Origin of the sequence: Dietzia timorensis (assembly GCF_001659785.1) — a bacterium.
Classification (GTDB): domain Bacteria; phylum Actinomycetota; class Actinomycetes; order Mycobacteriales; family Mycobacteriaceae; genus Dietzia; species Dietzia timorensis.
The window spans coordinates 2,869,097-2,890,361 of the sequence record NZ_CP015961.1 but is presented as its reverse complement, the minus strand read 5'-3'; the positions used below and the strand labels follow the sequence as shown (position 1 = coordinate 2,890,361).

Sequence of the window (21,265 nt, the reverse complement as noted above, 5' to 3'; positions counted from 1 at the left end):
AACGACGGTCGGCCATCGTCTGAGCCCCGAACATCGCCTCCGACCACGCTCCGCCAATCACGCTCCACCGAGCGCCCCACATCAACCCTTCCGAAATCCATCGACCTCCAGCATGGAGCCGGCCTGCGCGGCCTTCACCAGCATCTTTCGCCCATGACGCCGGACGTGCTTGGTCACGTGACGGCACCTTTTCGCCGCTCCTCCATCCGCGCCGACGACCCCTCCGACAAACCGCTATCCCACTCCACAAATCCCGGTGTCACGACAACGGTGAAAGGTGACTCGCGGTGCGCTTTGCGGGACGACGGACTCGGCGGCGGCCGAGGCGGGGCGATTTCGGGGTTGCGGGGGCGTCGTGGCGTCCGCGCTCGCGGCGTGCTTCGGCAGGCCGGCGAGAAAGTGCAGGTAGGCGAGTTTCTTCGCGCCTGGGGAGGCGCGGGCTCGCGGTGCAGCGGCGTAGGCGTGGCACTCTGGTCACATGAGCGATGCGAATGAGAAGTCGGCGGGCGCGGACACGTCTTCGGCCGGGCCGGGCGCACCGGGCGACCTGCGCGAAAGCCGTTCGGTGGCCTCAACTGATGGAACGACGATCGCGTTCCAGACCTGCGGGGACACGGCGGCGCGACCACTGCTGTTGCTGCACGGTTGGGCACAGTCGTCGCGCGCGTGGGGAGATGAACTGCTCGGGCGGCTCGCCGAGACGTTTCGGGTGATCGCGATGGATCTGCGCGGTCACGGAAACTCCGGGGCGCCGGCCGACGGGTACGACGACTCTCGGCAGTGGGCTGACGACGTGGCCGCCGTGCTCGACGCCGAAGGCGTGGGCGACGGCGATGGCGCGATCGTGCTCGGCTGGTCGTACGGCGGAATCGTGGTCGGCGACTTCGTGGCGGCCGAGGGGACTAGTCGACTCGGCGGGATCGTGTTGTGCGGGGCGACGACGTCGATCTCGCGGGCGCCCGGCGGGGCGGTCGGCGACGCAATGCTCGCTGCAGGCAAGGGCGCGATGGATCCAAACCCGAAACGCGCGATCGCCGCGCTCGGCAGCTTTGGCGCCGACATGTTCGCGCAGCGCGTGGGCGAGGGGCAGCAGCGGCTGTTCGGGCTCTCACTCGCCACGGCGACGCATGTGCGCGAGGCGTTGCTCTCGCGGCGCGTGAACAACGACGAGGCGCTCGCGGCCGCGGGCGTGCCGGCGCTGGTCATCCATGGCGAGCGCGACGGGATCGTGCTGCCGAGCGCGGGTGAGGCGAACGCGGAAACACTCGGCGTCCAGTGCACCTTCTATCCGGACGTGGCGCACGCGCCGTTCCTCGAGGCGCCTGACCGGTTCGTCGCGGATCTCGAGGCTTTCGCGGCGGAGCTGTAGAGCGGTACCCCGGCTAGGTGTGATGTCCAGGGAGGTTGGTCAGTCGGGTGACTGGGGCCTGGCCTCCTATAGCGGAATGTGCTCGGTGATGATTGTAGAAGTGCATCCACTCAGGCAGGGCTGCGTTGCGCTGTGCAGTTGACGCGTAGAACTGGGCGTAGGCCCAGCCGTCGGACAAGGTGCGGTGGAAACGCTCGATCTTGCCGTTGGTCTGTGGCCGGTAGGGACGTGTTCGCTTGTGCTTGATACCCAGGTCAGCACATGCATCTCGCCAGGTGTGGGCGCGGTAACACGAGCCGTTGTCGGAAAGAACTCGTTCGACCACAACGCCTCGTTCGGCAAACCACGCACTCGCTCGGCGCAGGACCCCGATCGCGGTCTCGGCCTTCTCATCAGAGCAGATCTCGGCGTAGGCGACCCGGGAGTGGTCATCGATCACCGTGTGGACGTAGGCGGTGCCGATTCGCGGGCGGTAATCCTTCCCACGCTCGCCCGTTCGATGCGCTGTTGCTAGCGAATTCTGCTGGCCCTGCTTGCGACCGACGAACTTGTGTCCGCCGCCGTCGGGGATGTTGCCGAACTTGGTGACGTCGACGTGGATCATCGAGCCTGGATACGGGTGCTCGTAACGGCGCAGCGGCTCCCCAGTGACGCGGTCGATGTAGGTGAGTCGGTTGATCCGGCATCGCGCCAGCACCGCATGCACAGTCGAGGCAGGCACGCCGAGCCGGCCAGCGATCTGGACCGGTCCGAGCCGCTTGCGCCAGCGCAACGCCACGATCCGACGCACGACTGACTGCGGTGTCTTGCTCGGGCTACGGCGAGGACGCGAGCTGCGATCGGCCATTCCCGCGGCGCCTTCGGCCCGGTATCTATCAGCCCACTTTCTCGCTGTGCGCGGCGCGACCATAAACATTTTCGCCACCGCTGAATACGTCCAATGGTCCTCGACGACCAACTTCGCCAGCCGCAATCGTGTGCGTGGCGTCAAGACAGCGTTAGCGTGGGACATGAAGACCTCCGGGACCTGAAGCGGTGAACTAGACAGCTCCACTCCACTACCGGAGGTCTTCCCTTGTCACCCCGACTCACCACCGAGCAGCGGTACAACCTCCCCGGACATCACAGCTAGGCGTTCTTGATCTTGTCGGCCTGACGGCCGGCGATGTCGCCGAGCGCCCCGATCGTGGCGTCGTCGGGCTGCGGGGTCATCTGCAAAGCGGAGACGCGGAACGTGATCCCTCGTGTGGTGACTTGGTAGAACGTCTGCGTCTGCGACTGTTCCTGGCCGAGGGCGTCGACGCGGGAGGTTGCGGTCGAGTTGAAGCCCTGCACGTTCGCACGGTCGATGCGCGGAGTCGCGGCGGGCGAGTTCTTCGCCTCCATCGTCAGGCCGTTGCCGGTGAGGGTGAAGGCGGGGCAACGCAGGAAGCGGTCGGAGAATTCCCCGCGGTCGACGCCGGTACCCATGACCATGATGGAGTACACCGACTGCGTTTTCGGGTCCTGGACCTGCGCGGCCGCTGCGCCTTCCGGAATCTCTGGCGAGCCGACAGCGACATCGGAGCACTCGGGCGGGTCGACGTCGAGGTTCTTCATCGCCTCGGTGAGCTGCTGCGCTGCCGCGACGCCGTCCGACGGGTTGACGCCCTGGTAGGTCCATCCCGGGAAATCGACCTCAGTGAGGATGAGCGAGGCGTTATCGAGCCCCGCCGCGTCCTCCGGCGAGCCGGCGGCGTCCGGGTCGTTGCCTTCGCGCTGCGCCTTCTCGTCGCCGATCTCTCCCTCATCGACATAGTGGGAGGAGTTGGCGATGTCCTCGTTGTCGGCGCCGCGCGCCTCGGCGCCCTCGCCCTTCGCGCCGGCGCCCGACGCGCCACCGTCGCCTGCCCCTCCGGCTACCGCGGACGAACCGTCGCCCGCGCCCTGCTCATCTTCGTCCGCACCGCACGCGGCGAGTGCCAACGTGAGAGCGGCGGCTGCCGGCAGCGCGACGAGCGCGCGTGCGCACCTCGTGCGGCTCCGGCTGGTGAGCATGGTCGAACGCATTCATTCCTCCTCGGCGCTTCCGCCGGCGCCGCGCCAAGCGTGGGTACCCCCTCGCTCGGCACAGATTTCTTCCGCCGACGGATCCTTCGAACCCCTAGCGTAAGACAACGACCGAGGAAACTTCGCCCTGGTCCGGCAACACTTGCCCATTTCTTAACGCGCGTAAAGTTGCCGCATTTCGGACAACGCCCCATGCAACTTCGCAGGTGCCCGAGAATGGCGCAGGTCTCGGCGTTCAGGCCCGCGGGAATTGCCGGCCGGACGGGCCGCCCTGCGGCGGCGAGGGCGAGAAATATTCTCAGCTTGGCGGGGCGCGCGGGGCCGCCGGGGCGGCTGGGATCTCCGACGTCATACCTCCCGGGCCGTCCCCCGAGAGCGGTGGGAAGGTGCCCGAACGCGAAGAGGGGCTCGCCGAATCCGGTGCGGGGCGTAGAGTTTGGGTGTCATGCAGGTAGTCACCGATATTCGCAGCGCCACGGGCGGACCGGACGAGCCGGGCGGGCAGAGCGGGCAGGGCCCCTCCGCCTCGGCCGCCCAGACGCGCCCGTCCGGCCCGTTGCCGAGGCGCGTCGCGGTCATCAGCTTCCACACCTCGCCGCTGTCGCAGCCAGGAGTGGGCGACGCGGGCGGGCTCAACGTCTATGTCCTCAACACCGCGCGCTCGCTTGCCGCTACAGGTGTAGAGGTCGAGGTGTTCACGCGTGCGACGTCGGCCACCCAGGAGCCCGTCGTGCAGATCGGCGACGGGGTGCGCCTGCATCACATCACCGCGGGGCCGCTCGAGGCGCTCGGGCGCCAGGAATTGCCGGTGCAGATGGCGCCGTTCATCTCCGAGGTCCTGCGGCAGGTCGCCGCCGATGGGACGCGTTTCGACGTGGTGCACTCGCACTATTGGCTCTCGGGCCAGGCCGCGACCGTGCTCGCGCAGGTGTGGGACATTCCGCTTATCCACACCGCGCACACGCTGGCCGCCGTCAAGAACACGTTCCTCGCCGCCGGGGACGAGCCGGAGCCGGACTACCGCCGCCTCGGCGAGCAGTATGTCGTCGATAATACCGACCGCACGGTGGTCAACACCGAGCGCGAGCGCGACGATCTCGTCCGCTTCTACGATGCCTCGCCGAGCCGCGTCGACGTCATCGTTCCCGGCGCCGACCTGGCGTGTTATTCGCCCGGCGACCCGCGTGGCACCGAACATGCGCGGCGCCGCCTCGGCCTGCCGCACGGCGCGAAGGTCGTCGCTTTCGTCGGGCGCATCCAACCGCTCAAGGCCCCGGACGTGCTGCTGCGCGCGTTCGCCGCGCTCGTCAAGGATTCGCTGGATGACGCCGGAGATGCCGAGCCCGACCAGGACGGCGGGGGCCAGCTCGTGCGCAGCCACATCACGCCCTACCGGCTGGTGATCGTCGGCGGGTATTCGGGCAACGGGATCGGCGCGATGGATCTGCATTCGCTCGCCCGCGAACTGGGCGTCGCGCACCTCGTGACGTTCCTACCGCCGCGCCCGCCCCAGGACCTCGTCGAGGTGTACCGGGCGGCCGACGTCGTCGCTGTGCCCTCGTACTCGGAGTCGTTCGGGCTCGTCGCGCTCGAAGCGCAGGCGTGCGGGACGCCGGTGGTCGCGGCGAACGTGGGCGGGCTGTCGATTGCCGTGGCCGACGGAGAGACCGGCGTGCTCATCGACGGGCATGACGTCGCGGTGTGGGGGCGCGAGCTTCGGGCGCTGCTCGACGCGGACGCGCGGCGGATCGCGATGTCGCTGCGCGCCCCCGAACGCGCCCGCGGCTTCTGCTGGACTTCTACCGCCGAGGACCTCGTCGCGACGTACGCGGCGGCGATGGCCGAGTACCGGAAGCGCCGGGCGGACGAGGGCGCCGGCTCGGCGGGTGTTGATGGCGACGAATCCGGTGCTGTCGCGCCGGCGAAGGAGGAATGACGATGACCGACTCTGCTGGACCTGATGCTGCCGGAGCCGATGCTGCCGGAGCCGCCGAGGGCAAGGGCGCGCCGAACGCCGAGGTGCTGCGCACGATCGAGGCGTTTCTGGTCGACCGCGAGATCGAATCGCATCTGCTCGATGGGCGGACCTTCGTCGTCAACCTGCCGGGCGAAAAGCGGCTGAAGACCGCCGTCCACCTGCATGTTCGCCAGGACACGGTGCGCATCGAGTCGTTTATCTGCCGCAAGCCGGACGAGGATTTCCTCAAGATTTACGACTACCTCCTGCGGCGAAACCAGCACCTTTACTCGGTGGCTTACACGATCGACAACACCGGTGATATCTACCTCGTCGGGTGGATTCCGGCGGCCGCGGTCAGCGACGACGAACTCGACCGTGTGCTCGGCTCGATCCTCGAGACCGCGGACTTCGACTTCAACAAGTTGCTGGAGATCGGGTTCCACACCTCGATTCGACGCGAGTGGTCGTGGCGGGTGAAGAATGGCGAGCCGCTGGTGAACCTCTACGCCTTCCGGCACCTGACCTCGGACCTCGAACAGCCCGGCGTCGACGGGATGCCCGAAGAGAATGCGAGCGGCAAGCTGCTGCCGGGGGAGACGCCGGCCGATCGTGCGGCCGCAGATGCGGATGCGAAGGCGGCGGAGGCCGGCGAGGGCTCCGGCGGCGAGGGCTCCGGCGGCGATGGGGGCTCGGCAGCTCCGACGTCATAGGCGAAGGTTGTTGCGGGGTTCGCCGGGCGCCGTGCGCGCAATGGGTAATAATGGGCGCATGGCTTTTGGAAAACTGGTGCTGTTGCGGCACGGACAGAGTGAATGGAATGCGTCGAACCAGTTCACCGGCTGGGTGGATGTGGACCTGACCCCGCAGGGACGCGAGGAGGCCGTGCGCGGTGGGCAGCTGCTCGCCGAGGCCGGCGTGCTGCCGGACGTGCTGTACACGTCGCTGCTGCGCCGCGCGATCACGACCGCGAACATCGCGCTCGACGCGGCCGATCGGCACTGGATCCCGGTCGTGCGCGATTGGCGCCTCAACGAGCGCCACTATGGCAAGCTGCAGGGGCTCAACAAGGCGGAGATCAAGGAAGAGTTCGGCGACGAGCAGTTCATGCTGTGGCGCCGCTCGTACGACACCCCGCCGCCGGAGATCGCTGCGGACGATAAGTACTCGCAGGTCGGTGAGGCGCGTTACGCCGACCTGGACGAGGTGCCGCTCACCGAGTGCCTGCTCGATGTAGTCAAGCGCTTTATCCCGTACTACGAGGCGGAGATCCTACCCTTGCTGACGGCGGGCAAGACCGTTCTCGTCGCGGCTCACGGCAATTCGCTGCGCGCGCTGGTGAAGCATCTCGACGGCATCTCCGACGAGGCGATCTCGGAATTGAATATTCCGACCGGGATTCCGCTGGTGTACGAGTTCTCCGAGTCCGGGGAGGTGGCGAACCCCGGCGGGACCTACCTGGACCCGGAGGCCGCCGCCGCCGGTGCCGCTGCCGTGGCGAACCAGGGCGGCAAGTAGGTTACTGCGGCCGCGTTGATTCTCGGCTGAATTCGTCTGGACGCCACTTTGTATCGATAAACGCCCGAATTGAGTTCCCTACACGGCGTTTATCGACACAAAGTGGCGTCCAGTCGTCTGTGGCACCGGCCGCCACCGGACTCAGTCCGCGATAGACGCGAGCAGCACCTCCGCGTCCTGCCCGGGCCAGGAGCCGAGCAGCAGGCCGGGAGTGCTCGCCGCCGAGTCGGTCGAGGACCCGGAGTCCGCGGCCGGGAAATCGGTGTCGAGCACCGAGTTGAACACGAGCGTCGCCTCGCCCAGGTGTAGGGTCGCCGAGGTCTCGGCGGGCATCGGCGCGGGCAGGCTCTCGGGGATCGCCACCGCGGAGGAGGTGCCGGTCCCGCGGACCTCGGCTCGGCCGGAGGTGAACTCCTCGCCCGTGTCGGCGTCGATGTAGCGCGCCCCGCCGGAGCCCGACGAAATGGCCTCCACCAGCGCGGACACGAACACTCGGTCGGTGAGGCCATCGTAGACCCAGCGCGTCCCGAGTTCGGAGTGTTCCAAGGTGAGCAGCTCGGCGCCGCCCTCGCCGTCGAGCCCGGTGCCCTCCATCCCTGGTTGCGGAGCACCGCGGTAGGTGAGGGGGACCTGGAGGGTGCGGCCTCCGGCGTCATGGGCGATGTGTACTTCCGTGCCCACCTCGCCCGCGGGGTCGTCGAATCGGTAGGAGGCGACGAGCGTGATGTTCTCGGCGGTGGCGCCGGAGTCGGGCCAGCGGCGCTGGATGTAGCGCGCGACCGCCTCGGGCTTGGACGGGGTCAGTGACGCATTGCGGAAGATGTCAGCCATGCCCCCAGGGTAGGCGCGTGAGCGCGTCGGCGAAAGGAAGAATGAACGGCCGGTAAACGTTCGGTGGATCGGGATAAGTCGCCCGGTTAACGGACGTAGCTCGCGTTTGTTCTGCGATTGCCTGGTTGTAGATTGGGACACCGTGGACGTATACGTTGCGATAGGCCTGATCGCCGCCGGCGCGGTCGCTGCCTTCTTCGTCGGCTCCGAAATCGGGGTGCGGCGCGGGCAGGGCATGTCCGGGACGCGCGGCGGGCGGTCGTCCACCCGCACGGATGGCGTGCTGAGCAAGGCGGATGTGCTCTATAACGCGATGCAGCAGTCGCCGCTCGCGCTCGCCGTGGTCGACCGCTTCGAGGACCTCATCATCTCCAACGATCGCGCCGAGGAGCTCGGGATCGTCACCGGACATCGCGTCACCGAAGAGGTGTGGGGGACGGTGCTCGAGACCTTCCGCAATGGCGCCGAGGCGCACTTCCACCTGCCGGGGCATTCGCGGGCGGGGCACCGGATCCCGTCGGTGTCGGGGCACACGGTGTTCCTGCGCGAGGAGGACAACAAGTTCGTCGTCGTGTACGCGAACGACGATTCGGAGCAGCGCCGCATGGAGTCCGCGCGCCGCGACTTCGTGGCCAACGTCTCCCACGAGCTCAAGACGCCCGTCGGCGCGATGAGCGTCCTCGCCGAGGCCCTCCTCGAATCGAGCGACGACCCCGAATCGGTGCAGTATTTCGGCTCGCGGGTGCGCGACGAATCGCAGCGGCTCGGCTCCATGGTCACCGAGCTCATCGAGCTGTCCCGCCTACAGGGCGCGGAGAAGCTGCGCGATCTCTCGCCGGTCTCGGTCGACGAGGTCGTCGACGAGGCCATGCGGCGCTCGATTTCCATGGCCGAATCGTCGGACATATCTCTGACGTCGGACGACCGGTCCGGCCTGGAGGTCATGGGCGACAGGACCCTGTTGGTAACGGCGGTGTCGAACCTCATCTCCAATGCGATCAATTATTCGCCCGCCGGCACCCCGGTCGTCGTCAGCCGCGCCAGCGACGATCGCACCGTCCGCATCCGCGTCACCGATCACGGCATCGGCATCGCCCCCGAGAATCAGGGACGTGTGTTCGAGCGGTTCTTCCGAGTCGACAAGGCGCGCTCGCGCGCGACCGGCGGGACGGGCCTCGGGCTGGCGATCGTCAAGCACGTCGTGCAGAACCACAACGGCGTCGTCCACCTGTGGAGCAGGCCCGAAATGGGCTCGACCTTCACCATCGAACTTCCGCGGGTTGCCGCGGCGGAAGCTCCGACCCCGGATCGCACCGGCGATTCCGCAGGCACGCACAACACCGGGGTCGGCCCAGGAAAGGAAAAAGCTAAGTGACACGAGTACTCATCGTCGAGGACGAGGAATCACTCGCCGACCCTTTGGCGTTCTTGCTGCGCAAGGAGGGCTTCGAGGCCACAGTCGCAGCCGACGGGCCGAGCGCCTTGCGCGATTTCGAGGCGCAGGGCGCGGACATCGTCCTGCTCGACCTCATGCTTCCCGGGATGAGCGGGACGGACGTGTGCAAGCGGCTGCGCGCGGTGTCGTCGGTCCCCGTCATCATGGTCACTGCCCGCGATAGCGAGATCGACAAGGTCGTCGGTCTCGAGCTCGGCGCCGACGACTACGTGACCAAGCCGTACTCGGCACGCGAGCTCATCGCCCGGATTCGCGCCGTCCTGCGCCGCGGCAACGGCGAGGAGCCCGAGGAGGCCATCGACGATTCCTCGGTGCTCCAGTCCGGTCCCGTGCGCATGGATATCGAGCGCCACACCGTCGAGGTGCACGGCGACACGATCACGCTGCCGCTCAAGGAGTTCGACCTTCTCGAGTACCTGCTGCGAAATTCCGGCCGTGTGCTCACCCGCGGTCAGCTCATCGACCGCGTGTGGGGCTCGGACTACGTCGGCGACACCAAGACCCTCGACGTGCACGTCAAGCGCCTGCGCTCGAAGCTCGAGCCCGATCCGGGCAGCCCGCAGCACATCATCACCGTGCGCGGACTCGGATACAAGTTTGACGGCGCCGCCGCGGGCTAGCCCGGCGGCCACACACTCGGCGGCGCGTCTGCGCCGGGTCCTATTTCTCGCGCTCGGCGAGCTCCTCGGCGCGCGTCGTCGCCGGGTGCACCGCGATGAGCCCGAGCTGCCGGCGCCGCTGGCAGGCCTCGGCGAGCACCTCGTAGGCCTCGGGCCCGATGAGCTCGCGCAGTTCGTCGGCGAGCGATTCGAACACCGGCTCCGCGCCCACGTGCGCTTCGGGCGAGCCCGTGCAGTACCAGTCGAGGTCGAGCCCGCCAGGCCCCCAGCCGCGCCGGTCGTATTCGGCGATTCGCGTGTGTAGGACCTCCACGTCGTCGGCGCGCGTCTCCCATTCCTGGGTCCGCCGGATCGGCAGCTGCCAGCACACCTCCGGCTTGGATTCGGGCAGCGTGCGCCCCAGGCGAAGGGCCATGTGGTGCAGCGCGCACCCGGAGCCCGCCGGCCATCCGACGTCATTGAAAAAGACGCAGCGGCCGTTCCAACGCCGCGTCCGCAACGCGGGTTCGTCGTCGAGTTCGTCCTCCTCGAGCCACGGCTCGATTCCCTTGTCCAATGACGTCGCACTACGCGATTTCGCGTCGGCAAGCGCATCGCTCTCGTGCTGCCACTCGTCCGGAGCCAGCAGCGCTACGTTGGCGGCCAGGCGCTGGCGGTCTTCGTCATCAGTGAGGAAAGCGCCGTGCGTGCAGCAGCCCGAATCCGGCTGATCCGCGGTGATCCCGTGGCACGAGGGCGTGCCGAACACGCAGCTCCACGACGAAAGTAGCCACGTCATGTCCGCGGAGATGACGTGGTCCTCCTCGCCTGGATGGTCGAAAGTGAACCATTCGCGAGGGAAGTCCAGCGCGACCTCCGGCTCGGGCTCGCGCGCGGTGCCGGACCGGGAATACAAGGTGTCCGACGGGCGCCTCGATGCGCCTTTGGTTCTACTGCTCACGCCTTGCAACGGTAGCCCGTTATACGGTGTAGGGGTGAGATTGGGTGTCCTAGACGTCGGTAGCAATACGGTGCACATGGTCGTGGTCGACGCGCATGCGGGCGGCCACCCCACACCGATGAGCGATTCCAAGACCGCTGTGCGGCTTATCCAGTATCTGGACAAGCACGATCGCATCAGCAAAGAGGGGATCAAGAAGCTCAGCGATGCGGTGAAGGAGGCCTCCGAGATCGCGCAGGCGACGCACTGCGAGGAGGTCATGGCTTTCGCCACCTCCGCGGTTCGTGATGCCAAGAATTCCGACGACGTGCTCGATGCGGTGGAGGATTCCACCGGCGTGCGCCTCGAGGTGCTCTCCGGTGTCGACGAGGCCCGGATGACATTCCTCGCTGCGCGCCGCTGGTACGGCTGGTCGGCGGGGTCGATCGTCAACCTCGATATCGGCGGCGGCTCTTTGGAGTTGACGTCGGGGCCGGACGAGAACCCGGACAAGGCGTTCTCGCTCCCGCTCGGCGCCGGCAGGCTGACCCACGACTGGTTCAATTCCGATCCGCCGGAGCGTAAACGCATCAATGCGCTGCGAGATTTCATCGACGCCGAGCTCGAGGCACCGGCGAAGGAGATCCGCAGCCTCGGCGAGCCCGATCTCGCGTGCGCGACGTCGAAAACCTTCCGTATGCTCGCCCGATTGACCGGCGCGGCGCCCGCTTCGGCGGGCCCGAGGGCCGAAAGGGTGCTCACGGCGGCAGGTTTACGTCAGGTAATTGCGTTTATATCCCGGATGACGGCGTCCGATCGTGCTGAACTGGAGGGGATTAGTTCCGACCGGTCGTATCAAGTCGTAGCGGGGGCACTAGTCGCGGAGGCCTCCATGAGGGCTTTAGGGTTAGAGTCGGTAAAGATTTGTCCGTGGGCCCTTCGCGAGGGTCTGATCCTGCAACGACTGGATCATCACGCCGGTCGTGATGGAAAGGGGAGCTGACGTGGCAGCTAGCGAACAGTCGCGGCGCGGAGGCGGCTCGGAAGAGTCGATCACCGTAGCCGAGCTGCTTAAGCGCATGAGCCAAGGCGAGGACTCGGGGGCTTCCGGGGACTCGACCGGTGAGGCTTCCCAGCGCCACCACCACCGTCGCCGCGCCGACAGCGGCGGGGTGAGCGTGTCCGATCTGACGGGCGACATCCCGCGCGTCGGAGCCGACGGCCAGCCTTTGACGGGTCGCGCGGCGCGCCGCCGTGCCCGCGAGGAGGCCGAGGAGCGCGAGTCCGCTCAGCAGGGCGGCCAGCAGGCGTCGCAAGGCCAGCAGGCGACGCAGGGCGTGCAGGCCGCGCCGCAAGGCCCGCAGGGACAGCAGCGCACTCCGCAGGCCCAGCAGGGCACTGCGGCGCCCCAGCAGCAGGCCACGCAGCCCGCGGCCAAGTCCGCGGACAAGCAGGCTCAGCAGTCCGCTGCGCCGCGCATCGCCCGCCGGACGACGACGTCCGAGCGCGCCAAGACTTCCGACAAGACCCCGATGCCGCCGAAGCCGGAGCAGCGCCCCGCCGCCGGCTCGCAGGTGCCGGACACGGGCGACCTGTTCGGCCGCCCGTCGGGCAACGGCTCGACCACGGGGCCGATCCCGGTGCCGGAGACCTCGGTCAAGGGACGCGGCGGATCAGGTTCCGGTACGGGCAAGGCTGCAGCAGGCACCGCCGCAGCGGCCGGTGCAGCCGGCGCTGCGGGCGCGGGCGCCGCGGCCGCGTCTACGCGCGGTGGGGACAAGACAGGCGCCGCGAAGCAGGACTCCAAGGCGCAGCAGGCGCAGGCACAGCAGCAGGGCGCGCCTTCGGCCCCGCAGGGCGCAGGCGCCGCGGCCGCCGGCAACACCGCCGGTGCGCCGACCCGCGCGCAGCAGGTTGTCCGCGAGTCGGTCGCGAACCAGCGTCGCTACGAGAACGGCCTGGCCGGCGCAGGCGCGAAGGACCCGGCGAACGGCAAGGGCGCCGCCGGCGCCGGGGCGGGTGCGACTGCCGCAGGCGCGGCAACCGCCACGGGCGCGGCGGCCACGGCGGGCACTCCGGCAGGTGCGCCCCCGGTGAAGCCGGCGGACGCGCCCAAGAAAGAAAAGACCTCGCTGTTCAAGCGCGGTGACAAGTCCAAGGCCAATGCCGGTGCCAAGCAGGACAGCGCTCACGCGGCCGACGGATCGACCGACTCCAACGGCTCGCTCGGCGGCAAGACCGCGGCCGCTGCGGGCGCCGGGGTTGCCGGCGCCGCCGGGCTCGGCGCCTACGCGGCGAACAAGGCCGGCCGCGACGACGATCCGTCTGTTCGCGCGAGCGGCGGCGGGTCCTCGGATGCGAACACCGGCGTCATCCAGAAGGTGCGCGGGGATGCGGGCGATAGCCACTCCGCCACCGACACCGCCACCCAGCCCGCCGTGTCCTCGACGGGCGTAGAGTACGGCGGCCGGGAGGCCGGCCATCCGCAGGGCCAGGATGCTGCTCGGGGTGGATACGGCGACTACGGCCACGGCGACTACCGCAGCCACGACGAAGAGGTCTTCGCCCCCTACGGTGAGGAGCAGTGGGACGATCAGCCGCAGCGTAGCGGCTTCGCCCAGTGGGCCATCCTCGCGATGCAGGTCGTCGGTGCGGCGATCGCCGGTGCAGCGCTGTTCGTCGCATTCGAGCTGCTGTGGCGCGACCTCAAGTGGGTGGCCCTGGCGCTCGCGATCGTGGTGATCATCGGCCTCGTCGCCATCGTGCGCGTGCTGCGCCGCGGCAACGACTGGATGTCGATCGGCCTCGCGGTGGTGGTCGGCATAGGGGTAACGTTCGGGCCGCTAGTGCTGCGGCTGTTCACCTGACGCACTCGTCTCACTGGATCGGCGCGGACCCACAAGGGGGCCGCGCCGATTCTGCATTTGGCCGAAGCCACCGGCCGCGCGCGGCACACCGCACATAGCCGTGGCACGCTATGGGTATGACACGAATTGCAATCATCGGTGGCGGAAAAATCGGCGAGGCGCTCATCGCAGGACTGCGCGACGGCGGTTGGCCGCCGCAGGACCTCGTGGTCGTCGAAACCGGAGAGGCGCGCGCAGCCGAACTGAAGGACCGTTATTCGATCATGACGTCGGACCTCGCGATTGCCGCGGAGGGGGCGCAGGTCATCGTCGTGGCGGTAAAACCGAACGATGTGCCGGGCGTGATCGACAAGGTCGACGAGGCCATCTCCGACAGCGTGCACGAGGCGGTTGTCGTCTCGCTGGCGGCCGGTGTGCCGACCGAAGCCATCGAGTCGCGGCTGTCCGCAGGCTCGCCCGTCGTCCGCGTGATGCCGAACACGGCGATGCTCGTGGGCGAGGGGACCTCCGCGATCTGCAAGGGCCGCTTCGCGCGCGGCGAGCACATCGACCTCGTCCGCAAGATGATGGGCTCGGTCGGCGCCACCGTCGAGGTCACCGAATCCCAGATGGACGCGGTGACGGCGTTGTCCGGCTCGGGACCGGCCTACTTCTTCCTTCTCGCCGAGGCGATGATCGAGGCGGGGGTGGAGCAGGGGATCCCGCGCAAGACGGCCGAGACGCTCGTGCTGGGCACCGCGAAGGGCGCCGGCGCAATGCTTGCGGCCGGGGGCGACGGGCCGACGGCCTTGCGGGCCGCGGTGACCTCGCCCGGCGGGACCACGGCTGCCGCGCTTCGCGCGTTCGAGTCCGGCGGCCTTCGCGCCACGGTGTACGGGGCTGTGTCGGCGTGTAAGGAGCGCTCGGCGGCGCTCGCGGACGAGGTGCGCGAGCAGATGATCGACGAGCTGTCCGCCGATCAGACGTAGCCTCGCCGCGGACCTGGACGTAACAGTGTTGTGGAAATGCGGCCCGAGTGTCCATATGTTGGGAAACTTGCGGAAATCCTTTGCGATTCCTTACCGGCGGTGAAGCGCAGGTCAGCTAAGTACGCGGCGGATCTCGCGAGAAATCAGGCGGTATTTTTTCCCACACACGTCGCACTATTCACACCTTTCACGCTAGGCTCTTTCTAGAGCACGCGCGTGTCAGTACCGCAGGAGGGGAAGCCTGCGGCACGATGCGTGCCGTAAAGGAACGATGTAGATGACTCCAGCTGAATCGGGCGCTAACGGCGCCGGCGCCTCCAACGCTTCGCAGTTCTTGACTGTTGCCGAAGTGGCGTCACTTATGCGTGTTTCCAAGATGACCGTGTACCGGCTCGTTCACTCCGGTGAGCTGCCCGCGGTGCGCGTCGGGCGTTCGTTCCGCGTGCACTCGAAGGCCGTGCACGAGTACCTCGACACCTCGGTTTACGACGCAGGTTAGACCGCATTTCGCGGGCCATGGGCGCAGCCGCCGCGCCGCCTCGATTTCTAATCGACGCAGCGAGGTAGGTACGCTTACTTCGTTGGTGTGCCCGCCGCACAATGGCCACCTGAAGAATTTTCACGAGGAGGAGGAACGCATGGGTTCCGTTATCAAGAAGCGCCGCAAGCGTATGTCCAAGAAGAAGCACCGCAAGATGCTTCGTCGCACCCGCGTGCAGCGTCGCAAACTTGGCAAGTAAGGGCCGCGGCCGCGCTTAGCGGCCACCGGCTCTGCGCCTTTAGATTAGTTGCCCGCACCTTCGATGCTTACCCCGTTGGGGATGGTCGAACGTGCGGGCTTCGGTGTATGTACGGCCCGTAAACCGTCGGCGGGTAACGTAGTTCTACGAAGGCGCCCAACGGGGGCGCGCTTTTTATTAGACTCTGCGGGGTGAGCGTGGCAACTTCGACCCATCCCTCCGGCGACGAGCATGTAGTAAAGGCCGTCGCCGTCATCGGGGGTAGCCGCTATCTCGGTGCGCACCTGGTCGGCGCGTTGCTTCGCGAGCCGACCATCGAACGCGTCATCGCGATCGACTCCAGCAAGCCTTCCGCACAGTTCCGGCGTCGCATGGGTGATGCCGAGTTCGTGCGCCTGGACCCGCAATCGCCGCGCATGCAGGCGGTGCTTCGCGAGAAGGACGTCGACACGATCGTCCACGCGGGCCTTCATCACAACGATTTCGCCCCGGGTGGCCGCGCGGCCGTCAAGGAAAGCAACATCATGGGCTCAATGCACATGATGGCGGCCGCCGGCCGCGCGACGAGCGTCAAGCGCTTCGTGCTGTTGTCGTCGACCTCGGTGTACGGGTCGAGCATGCTCGACCCGGCGATGTTCTCCGAGGATATGGCCGCCAAGCGAAGCCCCGGCGGAGGGATCCCCCGCGACTATCTCTCGGTCGAGGGCTACGCGCGCGGGATGAACCGCAAGCGCCCCGATATCGAGGTGACGATCCTGCGGGTACCCGCGATTCTCGGCCTGCCCGAGCCGACGGTGTTCGGCGAACTGCTGCAGCCGTCGATCACCCCGGTGCTCGGCGGCTTCGACCCGCGCATCCAGCTCCTCCATCCGCAGGACGCGCTCGAGGCGCTCGTGCTCGCGACGATGCGTGGCCCAGGTGGCACCTTCAACATCGCCGGCGACGGGATGATCACGCTCTCCCAGGCAGTGCGCCGTGCCGGACATATCGCGATCCCCGTTCTGCCACCGTTCTTCCGGGTGGCCGCCGGGATTTTCACCGGCGAGGGGCTCAAGAAGATCGGCTCCTCGCAGATCGAATACCTCAAGTTCGGCCGCGGCGTCGACAACCGTCGCATGCGTGAGGTGTTCGGTTTCTCGCCGCGCTACTCCACGAGCCAGGCCCTCGCCGCCTACATCAAGGACTCCGGTATCGAGCCGGTCGTCTCGGCGGACACGGCGCGCGCAGCGGTCAGGGCGATGCTCGCCGCGGTACCGCGCTCGATGCATCCTGCGATCCTCGCGAGCGTCGAATCGGTGCTCGCCGAGATAGACCGGCCCGCCACCGGCGGAAAGACGCGGAACCAGTCGACGCTTCGCGCGATGACGGTCACGGAGATCGAGGAGGCCGGCCACGGGCACGACACCCCGGCCACTCGCGTCGCTCAGGCCGGTCAGCGCGCCAAGCCGGTGGCATCGGGGGCGTCGAAGCCGGCAGCCCCGGGCGACGCTGCGCGCGCGGCGGTTGCCAGCAAGTCCCCGGACGACGCCCCTGCGAAACCCGCGAAGAAGGCACCGGCAAAGAAGGCCCCCGCGAAAAAGGCCTCGCCGAAGAAGGCGAGCTCGCCCGCTCGCACCTCGGGGGCCAAGCCCGCCGCCGCACAACCCGCAGCATCGCGCACGTCCGCGGCTGCCGCCGAAGCCAAGGAGGCGTGAGATGGCAGGACCGGAATTCAATCTCGGGACACGGAATGACGCCGAGGAAAAGCATTGGCGCATGGTCGGGGAATCATTCACGGGGATGACGAGTCGATCCGACGCCGCCGCCGGCGCCATCGGGCAGAGCCTCGAGCAGATCGTCACCACCGCCCAGGCGGTCGGCCTGCACCTCGCTGAGGTGCTCAAGCTCGATCCGAGTGCCACGGCCGAGCTCATGGAGCCGATTCTCCGCGCGGTCGACAAGGTCGACGTGGCACTGGCCACGGGCGAGGCGATGGCCGTGAACACACTGGCCGAAGCCATTTCGAACGTCGGAGAGTTGCTCGCCGTTCGGCTCAGCGGAAACTACGATATCGACGAGTTCGGGTTCGACGCGCACTTCCAGGAAAAGGTGTGGCTGCCCATCTGGCGCCCGTTCTTCGAGAACTGGTTCCGCGTCGAGGTCATCGGCGCCGAGAACATCCCGTCCGATGGTTCGGCGCTCATCGTCTCGAACCACGCCGGCGTCCTGCCGATGGACGGGATGATGACCATGGTTGCGGTGCACGACCACGCCGGCCGCAACCTGCGGATGCTCGCCGCGGACCTCGCGATGGGCGTGCCCGTCGTCGCGCCGATCGCGCGCCGCGTGGGTGCCACGCTCGCCAACGCCGCAGACGCAGAATCACTTCTGACGTCGAACGAAATCGTCGCCGTGTGGCCGGAGGGCTTCAAGGGCCTCGGCAAGCCTTTCGGCGACCGCTATCGCCTCCAGCGCTTCGGACGCGGCGGATTCGTGTCCACGGCGGTCGCCGCGGGCGCGCCGATCATCCCGCTGTCCGTAGTCGGCTCGGAGGAGATCTACCCGAAGATCGGCGAGGTTCCTGCGCTCGCTCGGCTCCTCGGGCTGCCGTACATGCCGATCACGCCGACGTTCCCGCTCATGGGTCTGCTCGGCGCGATGCCGCTGCCGACGAAGTGGATCATGGAATTCGGCAAGCCGATCGAGACGGCGGAATTCGGCCCCGATGCCGCCGACGACCCAATGGTCGTCTTCGAGATCACCGACCAGGTGCGCGAGACGATCCAGAACACGCTCTACCGCAATCTTGCTCGCCGCGGCAGCGTCTTCTTCGGCTAATGACTGGTGAGCCGGTGCGGCCCCGCTAGGAGCGGCGCTTCCACACGGCGACCGCTCCGCCGGCGGCCGCCGCGACGGCCGTGCCCTGGAGGCCGATCTTCGCCGCGCGGCGCATCGTACGGTAGTCCTTGATCTGCCACCCGTTTTCGCGCGCGGCATCGCGCAGAGCGGTATCCGGATTCACCGCCACCGGGTGCGCGACGAGCGAGAGCATCGGCAGGTCGTTGGACGAGTCCGAGTAGGCGTAGCACTTCGACAGGTCCAGGCCCTTCGTGCGCGCCAGTTCCTTGACCGCGTGGGCCTTGCCCGAGCCGTGGAGGATATCGCCGACCATCCGGCCGGTGTAGACCCCGTCCTCGCGTTCGGCGACGGTGCCAAGCGCGCCTGTCAGGCCCAGGCGCTCGGCGATGACGTTGGCTAGTTCCACCGGGGTCGCGGTGACGAGCCAGACCTGCTGCCCGGCGTCAATATGCATTTGTGCCAGCGCCTTGGTGCCAGGCCAGAAGCGGTCGGCGATGGACTCGTCGAAGATCGCCGTGGATAGTTCCTCGACCTCGCGAACCGCGCGGCCCTTGACGAAGCTCAGCGCCTTCTCGCGGCCCGAGGCGACATCCGACATGGATTCGCGGCCGGAGACGCGGAACTTGGCCTGCTGCCAGATCATCGTCGCGACGTCGCGCGTGGTGAAGAACTTGTGGCGGGCGAGGCCGCGGGCGAGCAGCAGGATCGACGCGCCCTGGATGAGGGTGTTGTCTACATCGAAGAATGCGGCGGCGGTGGGATCGGGCGTGAGTTCCTCGCCGGTCTCGAGCTTCTCCTCGATCGGCGTCGGCTCGCCCTCGACCGTGACCTCGTGCTCGTAGAGCTCGCCGTCCGGGCCGATCGATGGCTCCAAATCGGCCTGCGCGCCGACGAAACCCGAATGCTCGACATCCCGCGAGGAGGGCGCCTTGGATTTCTTGCCGGGGCGGCGCTTGGCCTCGGCCTTCTCCTCGTCCACACCCCCGAATGCCTCAATGTCCTCCGACGAACGAAGGGCCTCGGCCGCGCTCGCGCGGCCGGCTTCCGCCTGGTGGCGCTCGGAACGCGAGGGGAACGCCGCGGACACGGCACGTTGCACGACCCGCGCCTTCGACGGCAAGAATCGCCCCCACCTGCGGGGCAAAGACTCGTCGGACACGGGAGGCCTCCTTCATATCGGTGCGAGACCCGCGTTGGCGCCGGCACCGGAAATGCTCGTTGCGACCTCATCTTATGCGACTGCTGGGCCATCATGGGGCACGATGGGGAGTATGAACCTGGTCGAAGGATCCGAACCGTACGCGAACGCGCGGCACGAGGTCACCCTCCTCACGCGAGTCGGCTGCGGCTCGTGCGTGCGCGTGCGTGAGCAGATCACCCCGCTGCTCATGGAGCTGTCGGTGCCGCTGCAGGTTATCGACGTCGACACCGATTCCGAGCTCAAGGCGGAGTTCGGCGACCGGCTGCCGGTGCTGCTCCTCGACGGCGAGGAGTACGCGGCCTGGGAGGTCGACAATGACGAGCTACGCGAGGACCTGCAGGCCTAGGAGGATCGGCGCGTCCGGCGTCATGCTTCCTGGCGGTAGGCGTCCTTGAGCAGGCGCTTATAGAGCTTGCCGGTGGCGTGGCGGGGGAGCTCGGTGGCGAACTCGATGGCCGCAGGGCACTTGTACTTGGCGAGGCGCTCGTGGAGGTAGGCGAGGAGCTCGTCGGCGAGGTCGGGGCCGGCGGCGTGGCCGTGGGCAGGGACGACGACTGCGTGGACGGCCTCGCCCAGATCGTCGTCGGGGATGCCGAACACGGCCGCGTCCGCGACCTTCGGGTGCTCGATGAGCGCGTCCTCGGACTCGCGCGGGTAGACGTTGACGCCGCCGCGGATGATCATGTCGGCGCGGCGATCGGAGATGTAGAGGTAGCCGTCTTCGTCGAGGTAGCCGATGTCGCCGACGGTGCTCCAGCCGGAGTCGTTGTGGGACTCGGCTGTCTTCTCGGGGGCGTTTCGGTACTCGAATGTCGCCGGGCTCTCGGACCAGATCTGGCCGGTCTCGCCCGCGGGGAGCTCCTCGCCGAGCGGGTCGAGGATGTGCGGCGTGCCGATGAGCGGCTTGCCGACCGAGCCGGGGTGCGCGAGCCACTCGTTCGAATCGAGCGCGGTGAACAGGTAGGCCTCGGTGGCCGAGTAGTACTCGTAGATGACGGGGCCGAGCCAGTCGATCATCGCGCGCTTGATCTCCACCGGGCAGGGCGCGGCGGCGTGGATGACGCAGGTGAGCGACGAGACGTCGTAGGCCGTGCGGACCTCGTCGGGCAGCTTGAGCATGCGCGCGAACATTGCCGGCACCATCTGCGTGTGCGTGACGCGGTGTTTCTGGACAAGCTCGAGCGCGGCCTCCGGCTCGAATTTCTCCATGATGATGCACGTGCCGCCGACGCGGTGCACGGCCATGTTGATGCGCAGCGGGGCCGCATGGAAGAGCGGCGCCGGCGAGAGGTAGACGGTCTCGGCCGTGATGTTCCACAGCGCGTAGAAGATCGCGTAGAACCCCGGCGGAACGCCGAGCTCGTTGAGCGGCAGCGGGGTCATCACACCCTTGGGTTTGCCGGTGGTCCCCGAGGAGTAGAGGAAGTCGATTCCCTCGCGTTCGTCGGGCTCTACATCTATCGGGGTAGCTTCGGCCTCCGCCGTCATATCCGCGAAGCCGTGGGCCGCGGTGCTGGCGATAAAGCGGTTGTCAAGGGCGGGCGCCTCGGGGAGCTCGAGCGCGGCGGTGGCCGTCTCGGCGAGCGCGTCGGTGGTGAACAGCGCGCGGGTATCGGAATCGCCGAGGATGTAGGCGACCTCGGGCGCGGTGAGGCGCGAGGACAGCGCGACGTAGCGCAGGCCGGTGCGCTGCGCGGCCCACGCGACCTTGAGCAGTGCCGGGTGGTTCTCCATAAAGATGGCGATCGTGTCGCCGTGGCGAAGGCCGCGCGACCACAGCAGCCGCGAGATCGCCTTCGAGTCGCGCGTGAGCTCAGCGTAGCTGACCGCAAGCCCGCTAGCTGCCATGATGTACGCGGGACGGTCCGGATCGGAGGCGGCGATGACATCGGGGAACATGTCTTCCATGGGGAACTCCGATCCTGTTCGGCG

At 67.9% G+C, this 21,265-nt stretch carries 20 protein-coding genes; 14 read left to right on the top strand and 6 right to left on the bottom strand.

Annotation, left to right across the window (positions count from 1 at the left end):
- The first annotated feature begins 478 nt into the window (after nt 1-478).
- Nucleotides 479-1,369, top strand: coding sequence for an alpha/beta fold hydrolase (locus BJL86_RS13405; RefSeq protein WP_082908733.1), 891 nt, complete (start codon nt 479-481; stop codon nt 1,367-1,369).
- A gap of 13 nt (nt 1,370-1,382) precedes the next feature.
- Here the strand turns inward: BJL86_RS13405 and BJL86_RS13400 are convergent, their stop codons facing one another.
- Nucleotides 1,383-2,381 carry an IS481 family transposase gene (locus BJL86_RS13400; RefSeq protein ID WP_083657677.1) on the bottom strand — a complete coding sequence of 333 codons (999 nt, stop codon included), beginning with the start codon at nt 2,379-2,381 and terminating at the stop codon, nt 1,383-1,385.
- A gap of 116 nt (nt 2,382-2,497) precedes the next feature.
- On the bottom strand, nt 2,498-3,418 hold the full coding sequence (locus tag BJL86_RS13395) for a hypothetical protein (RefSeq protein ID WP_067474076.1): 921 nt from the start codon (nt 3,416-3,418) through the stop codon (nt 2,498-2,500).
- Nucleotides 3,419-3,863: 445 nt separating this feature from the next.
- On the opposite strand from BJL86_RS13395, the gene mshA reads away from it, so the two are divergent.
- Genes mshA through BJL86_RS13380 form a run of 3 tightly spaced genes read left to right on the top strand, consistent with a single transcriptional unit; the run spans nt 3,864 to nt 6,893 of the window.
- Nucleotides 3,864-5,354 carry a D-inositol-3-phosphate glycosyltransferase gene (gene mshA / locus BJL86_RS13390; protein WP_067474073.1) on the top strand — a complete coding sequence of 497 codons (1,491 nt, stop codon included), beginning with the start codon at nt 3,864-3,866 and terminating at the stop codon, nt 5,352-5,354.
- A 2-nt stretch (nt 5,355-5,356) separates the two neighbouring features.
- Nucleotides 5,357-6,088, top strand: coding sequence for a type III secretion system chaperone family protein (locus BJL86_RS13385; RefSeq protein ID WP_082908466.1), 732 nt, complete (start codon nt 5,357-5,359; stop codon nt 6,086-6,088).
- Nucleotides 6,089-6,146: 58 nt separating this feature from the next.
- Nucleotides 6,147-6,893, top strand: coding sequence for a phosphoglyceromutase (locus BJL86_RS13380; protein WP_067474070.1), 747 nt, complete (start codon nt 6,147-6,149; stop codon nt 6,891-6,893).
- A 141-nt stretch (nt 6,894-7,034) separates the two neighbouring features.
- Here the strand turns inward: BJL86_RS13380 and BJL86_RS13375 are convergent, their stop codons facing one another.
- Nucleotides 7,035-7,724 carry a maltokinase N-terminal cap-like domain-containing protein gene (locus tag BJL86_RS13375; protein WP_067474068.1) on the bottom strand — a complete coding sequence of 230 codons (690 nt, stop codon included), beginning with the start codon at nt 7,722-7,724 and terminating at the stop codon, nt 7,035-7,037.
- A gap of 142 nt (nt 7,725-7,866) precedes the next feature.
- On the opposite strand from BJL86_RS13375, the gene BJL86_RS13370 reads away from it, so the two are divergent.
- Both BJL86_RS13370 and BJL86_RS13365 read left to right on the top strand, forming a co-directional pair.
- Complete coding sequence (locus BJL86_RS13370) at nt 7,867-9,099, top strand: sensor histidine kinase (RefSeq protein WP_067474065.1); 1,233 nt, start codon at nt 7,867-7,869, stop codon at nt 9,097-9,099.
- Nucleotides 9,096-9,800, top strand: coding sequence for a response regulator transcription factor (locus BJL86_RS13365; RefSeq protein WP_067474062.1), 705 nt, complete (start codon nt 9,096-9,098; stop codon nt 9,798-9,800). The genes BJL86_RS13370 and BJL86_RS13365 overlap by 4 nt, the downstream gene beginning before the upstream one ends.
- A 40-nt stretch (nt 9,801-9,840) precedes the next feature.
- On the opposite strand, the gene BJL86_RS13360 is transcribed toward BJL86_RS13365, so the two are convergent.
- On the bottom strand, nt 9,841-10,695 hold the full coding sequence (locus tag BJL86_RS13360) for a DUF3109 family protein (protein ID WP_067474053.1): 855 nt from the start codon (nt 10,693-10,695) through the stop codon (nt 9,841-9,843).
- A 79-nt stretch (nt 10,696-10,774) separates the two neighbouring features.
- Here BJL86_RS13360 and BJL86_RS13355 point away from each other — a divergent pair, with 79 nt between their 5' ends.
- The 7 genes from BJL86_RS13355 (at nt 10,775) to BJL86_RS13325 (ending at nt 18,111) form a co-directional block, all read left to right on the top strand.
- Nucleotides 10,775-11,722 (top strand): Ppx/GppA family phosphatase, encoded by a 948-nt coding sequence (locus BJL86_RS13355; protein WP_075845179.1) that lies wholly within the window; start codon nt 10,775-10,777, stop codon nt 11,720-11,722.
- A gap of 1 nt (nt 11,723) precedes the next feature.
- A complete protein-coding gene (locus BJL86_RS17210; RefSeq protein ID WP_075845022.1) occupies nt 11,724-13,586 on the top strand; it encodes a hypothetical protein in 1,863 nt (620 codons plus the stop codon).
- Nucleotides 13,587-13,702: 116 nt separating this feature from the next.
- Nucleotides 13,703-14,554 (top strand): pyrroline-5-carboxylate reductase, encoded by an 852-nt coding sequence (gene proC, locus BJL86_RS13345; protein WP_067476980.1) that lies wholly within the window; start codon nt 13,703-13,705, stop codon nt 14,552-14,554.
- A 277-nt stretch (nt 14,555-14,831) separates the two neighbouring features.
- Nucleotides 14,832-15,053: a helix-turn-helix domain-containing protein gene (locus tag BJL86_RS13340; protein ID WP_067476977.1), complete on the top strand. Its 222-nt coding sequence runs from the start codon at nt 14,832-14,834 to the stop codon at nt 15,051-15,053.
- Nucleotides 15,054-15,192: 139 nt separating this feature from the next.
- Nucleotides 15,193-15,294, top strand: a complete 102-nt coding sequence (locus BJL86_RS13335; RefSeq protein ID WP_003855542.1) for a 30S ribosomal protein bS22 — start codon at nt 15,193-15,195, stop codon at nt 15,292-15,294.
- Between the two features lie 191 nt (nt 15,295-15,485).
- A complete protein-coding gene (locus BJL86_RS13330; protein WP_231887275.1) occupies nt 15,486-16,988 on the top strand; it encodes an NAD-dependent epimerase/dehydratase family protein in 1,503 nt (500 codons plus the stop codon).
- A 1-nt stretch (nt 16,989) separates the two neighbouring features.
- A complete protein-coding gene (locus BJL86_RS13325; protein WP_067476972.1) occupies nt 16,990-18,111 on the top strand; it encodes a lysophospholipid acyltransferase family protein in 1,122 nt (373 codons plus the stop codon).
- A 25-nt stretch (nt 18,112-18,136) separates the two neighbouring features.
- Here BJL86_RS13325 and BJL86_RS13320 read toward each other — a convergent pair whose 3' ends face one another.
- On the bottom strand, nt 18,137-19,111 hold the full coding sequence (locus tag BJL86_RS13320; RefSeq protein ID WP_156515405.1) for an HAD family hydrolase: 975 nt from the start codon (nt 19,109-19,111) through the stop codon (nt 18,137-18,139).
- Nucleotides 19,112-19,403: 292 nt separating this feature from the next.
- On the opposite strand from BJL86_RS13320, the gene BJL86_RS13315 reads away from it, so the two are divergent.
- Nucleotides 19,404-19,679, top strand: coding sequence for a glutaredoxin family protein (locus BJL86_RS13315; RefSeq protein ID WP_067476969.1), 276 nt, complete (start codon nt 19,404-19,406; stop codon nt 19,677-19,679).
- A 20-nt stretch (nt 19,680-19,699) separates the two neighbouring features.
- Here the strand turns inward: BJL86_RS13315 and BJL86_RS13310 are convergent, their stop codons facing one another.
- On the bottom strand, nt 19,700-21,241 hold the full coding sequence (locus BJL86_RS13310) for an AMP-binding protein (protein WP_082908660.1): 1,542 nt from the start codon (nt 21,239-21,241) through the stop codon (nt 19,700-19,702).
- Nucleotides 21,242-21,265 lie beyond the last annotated feature (24 nt).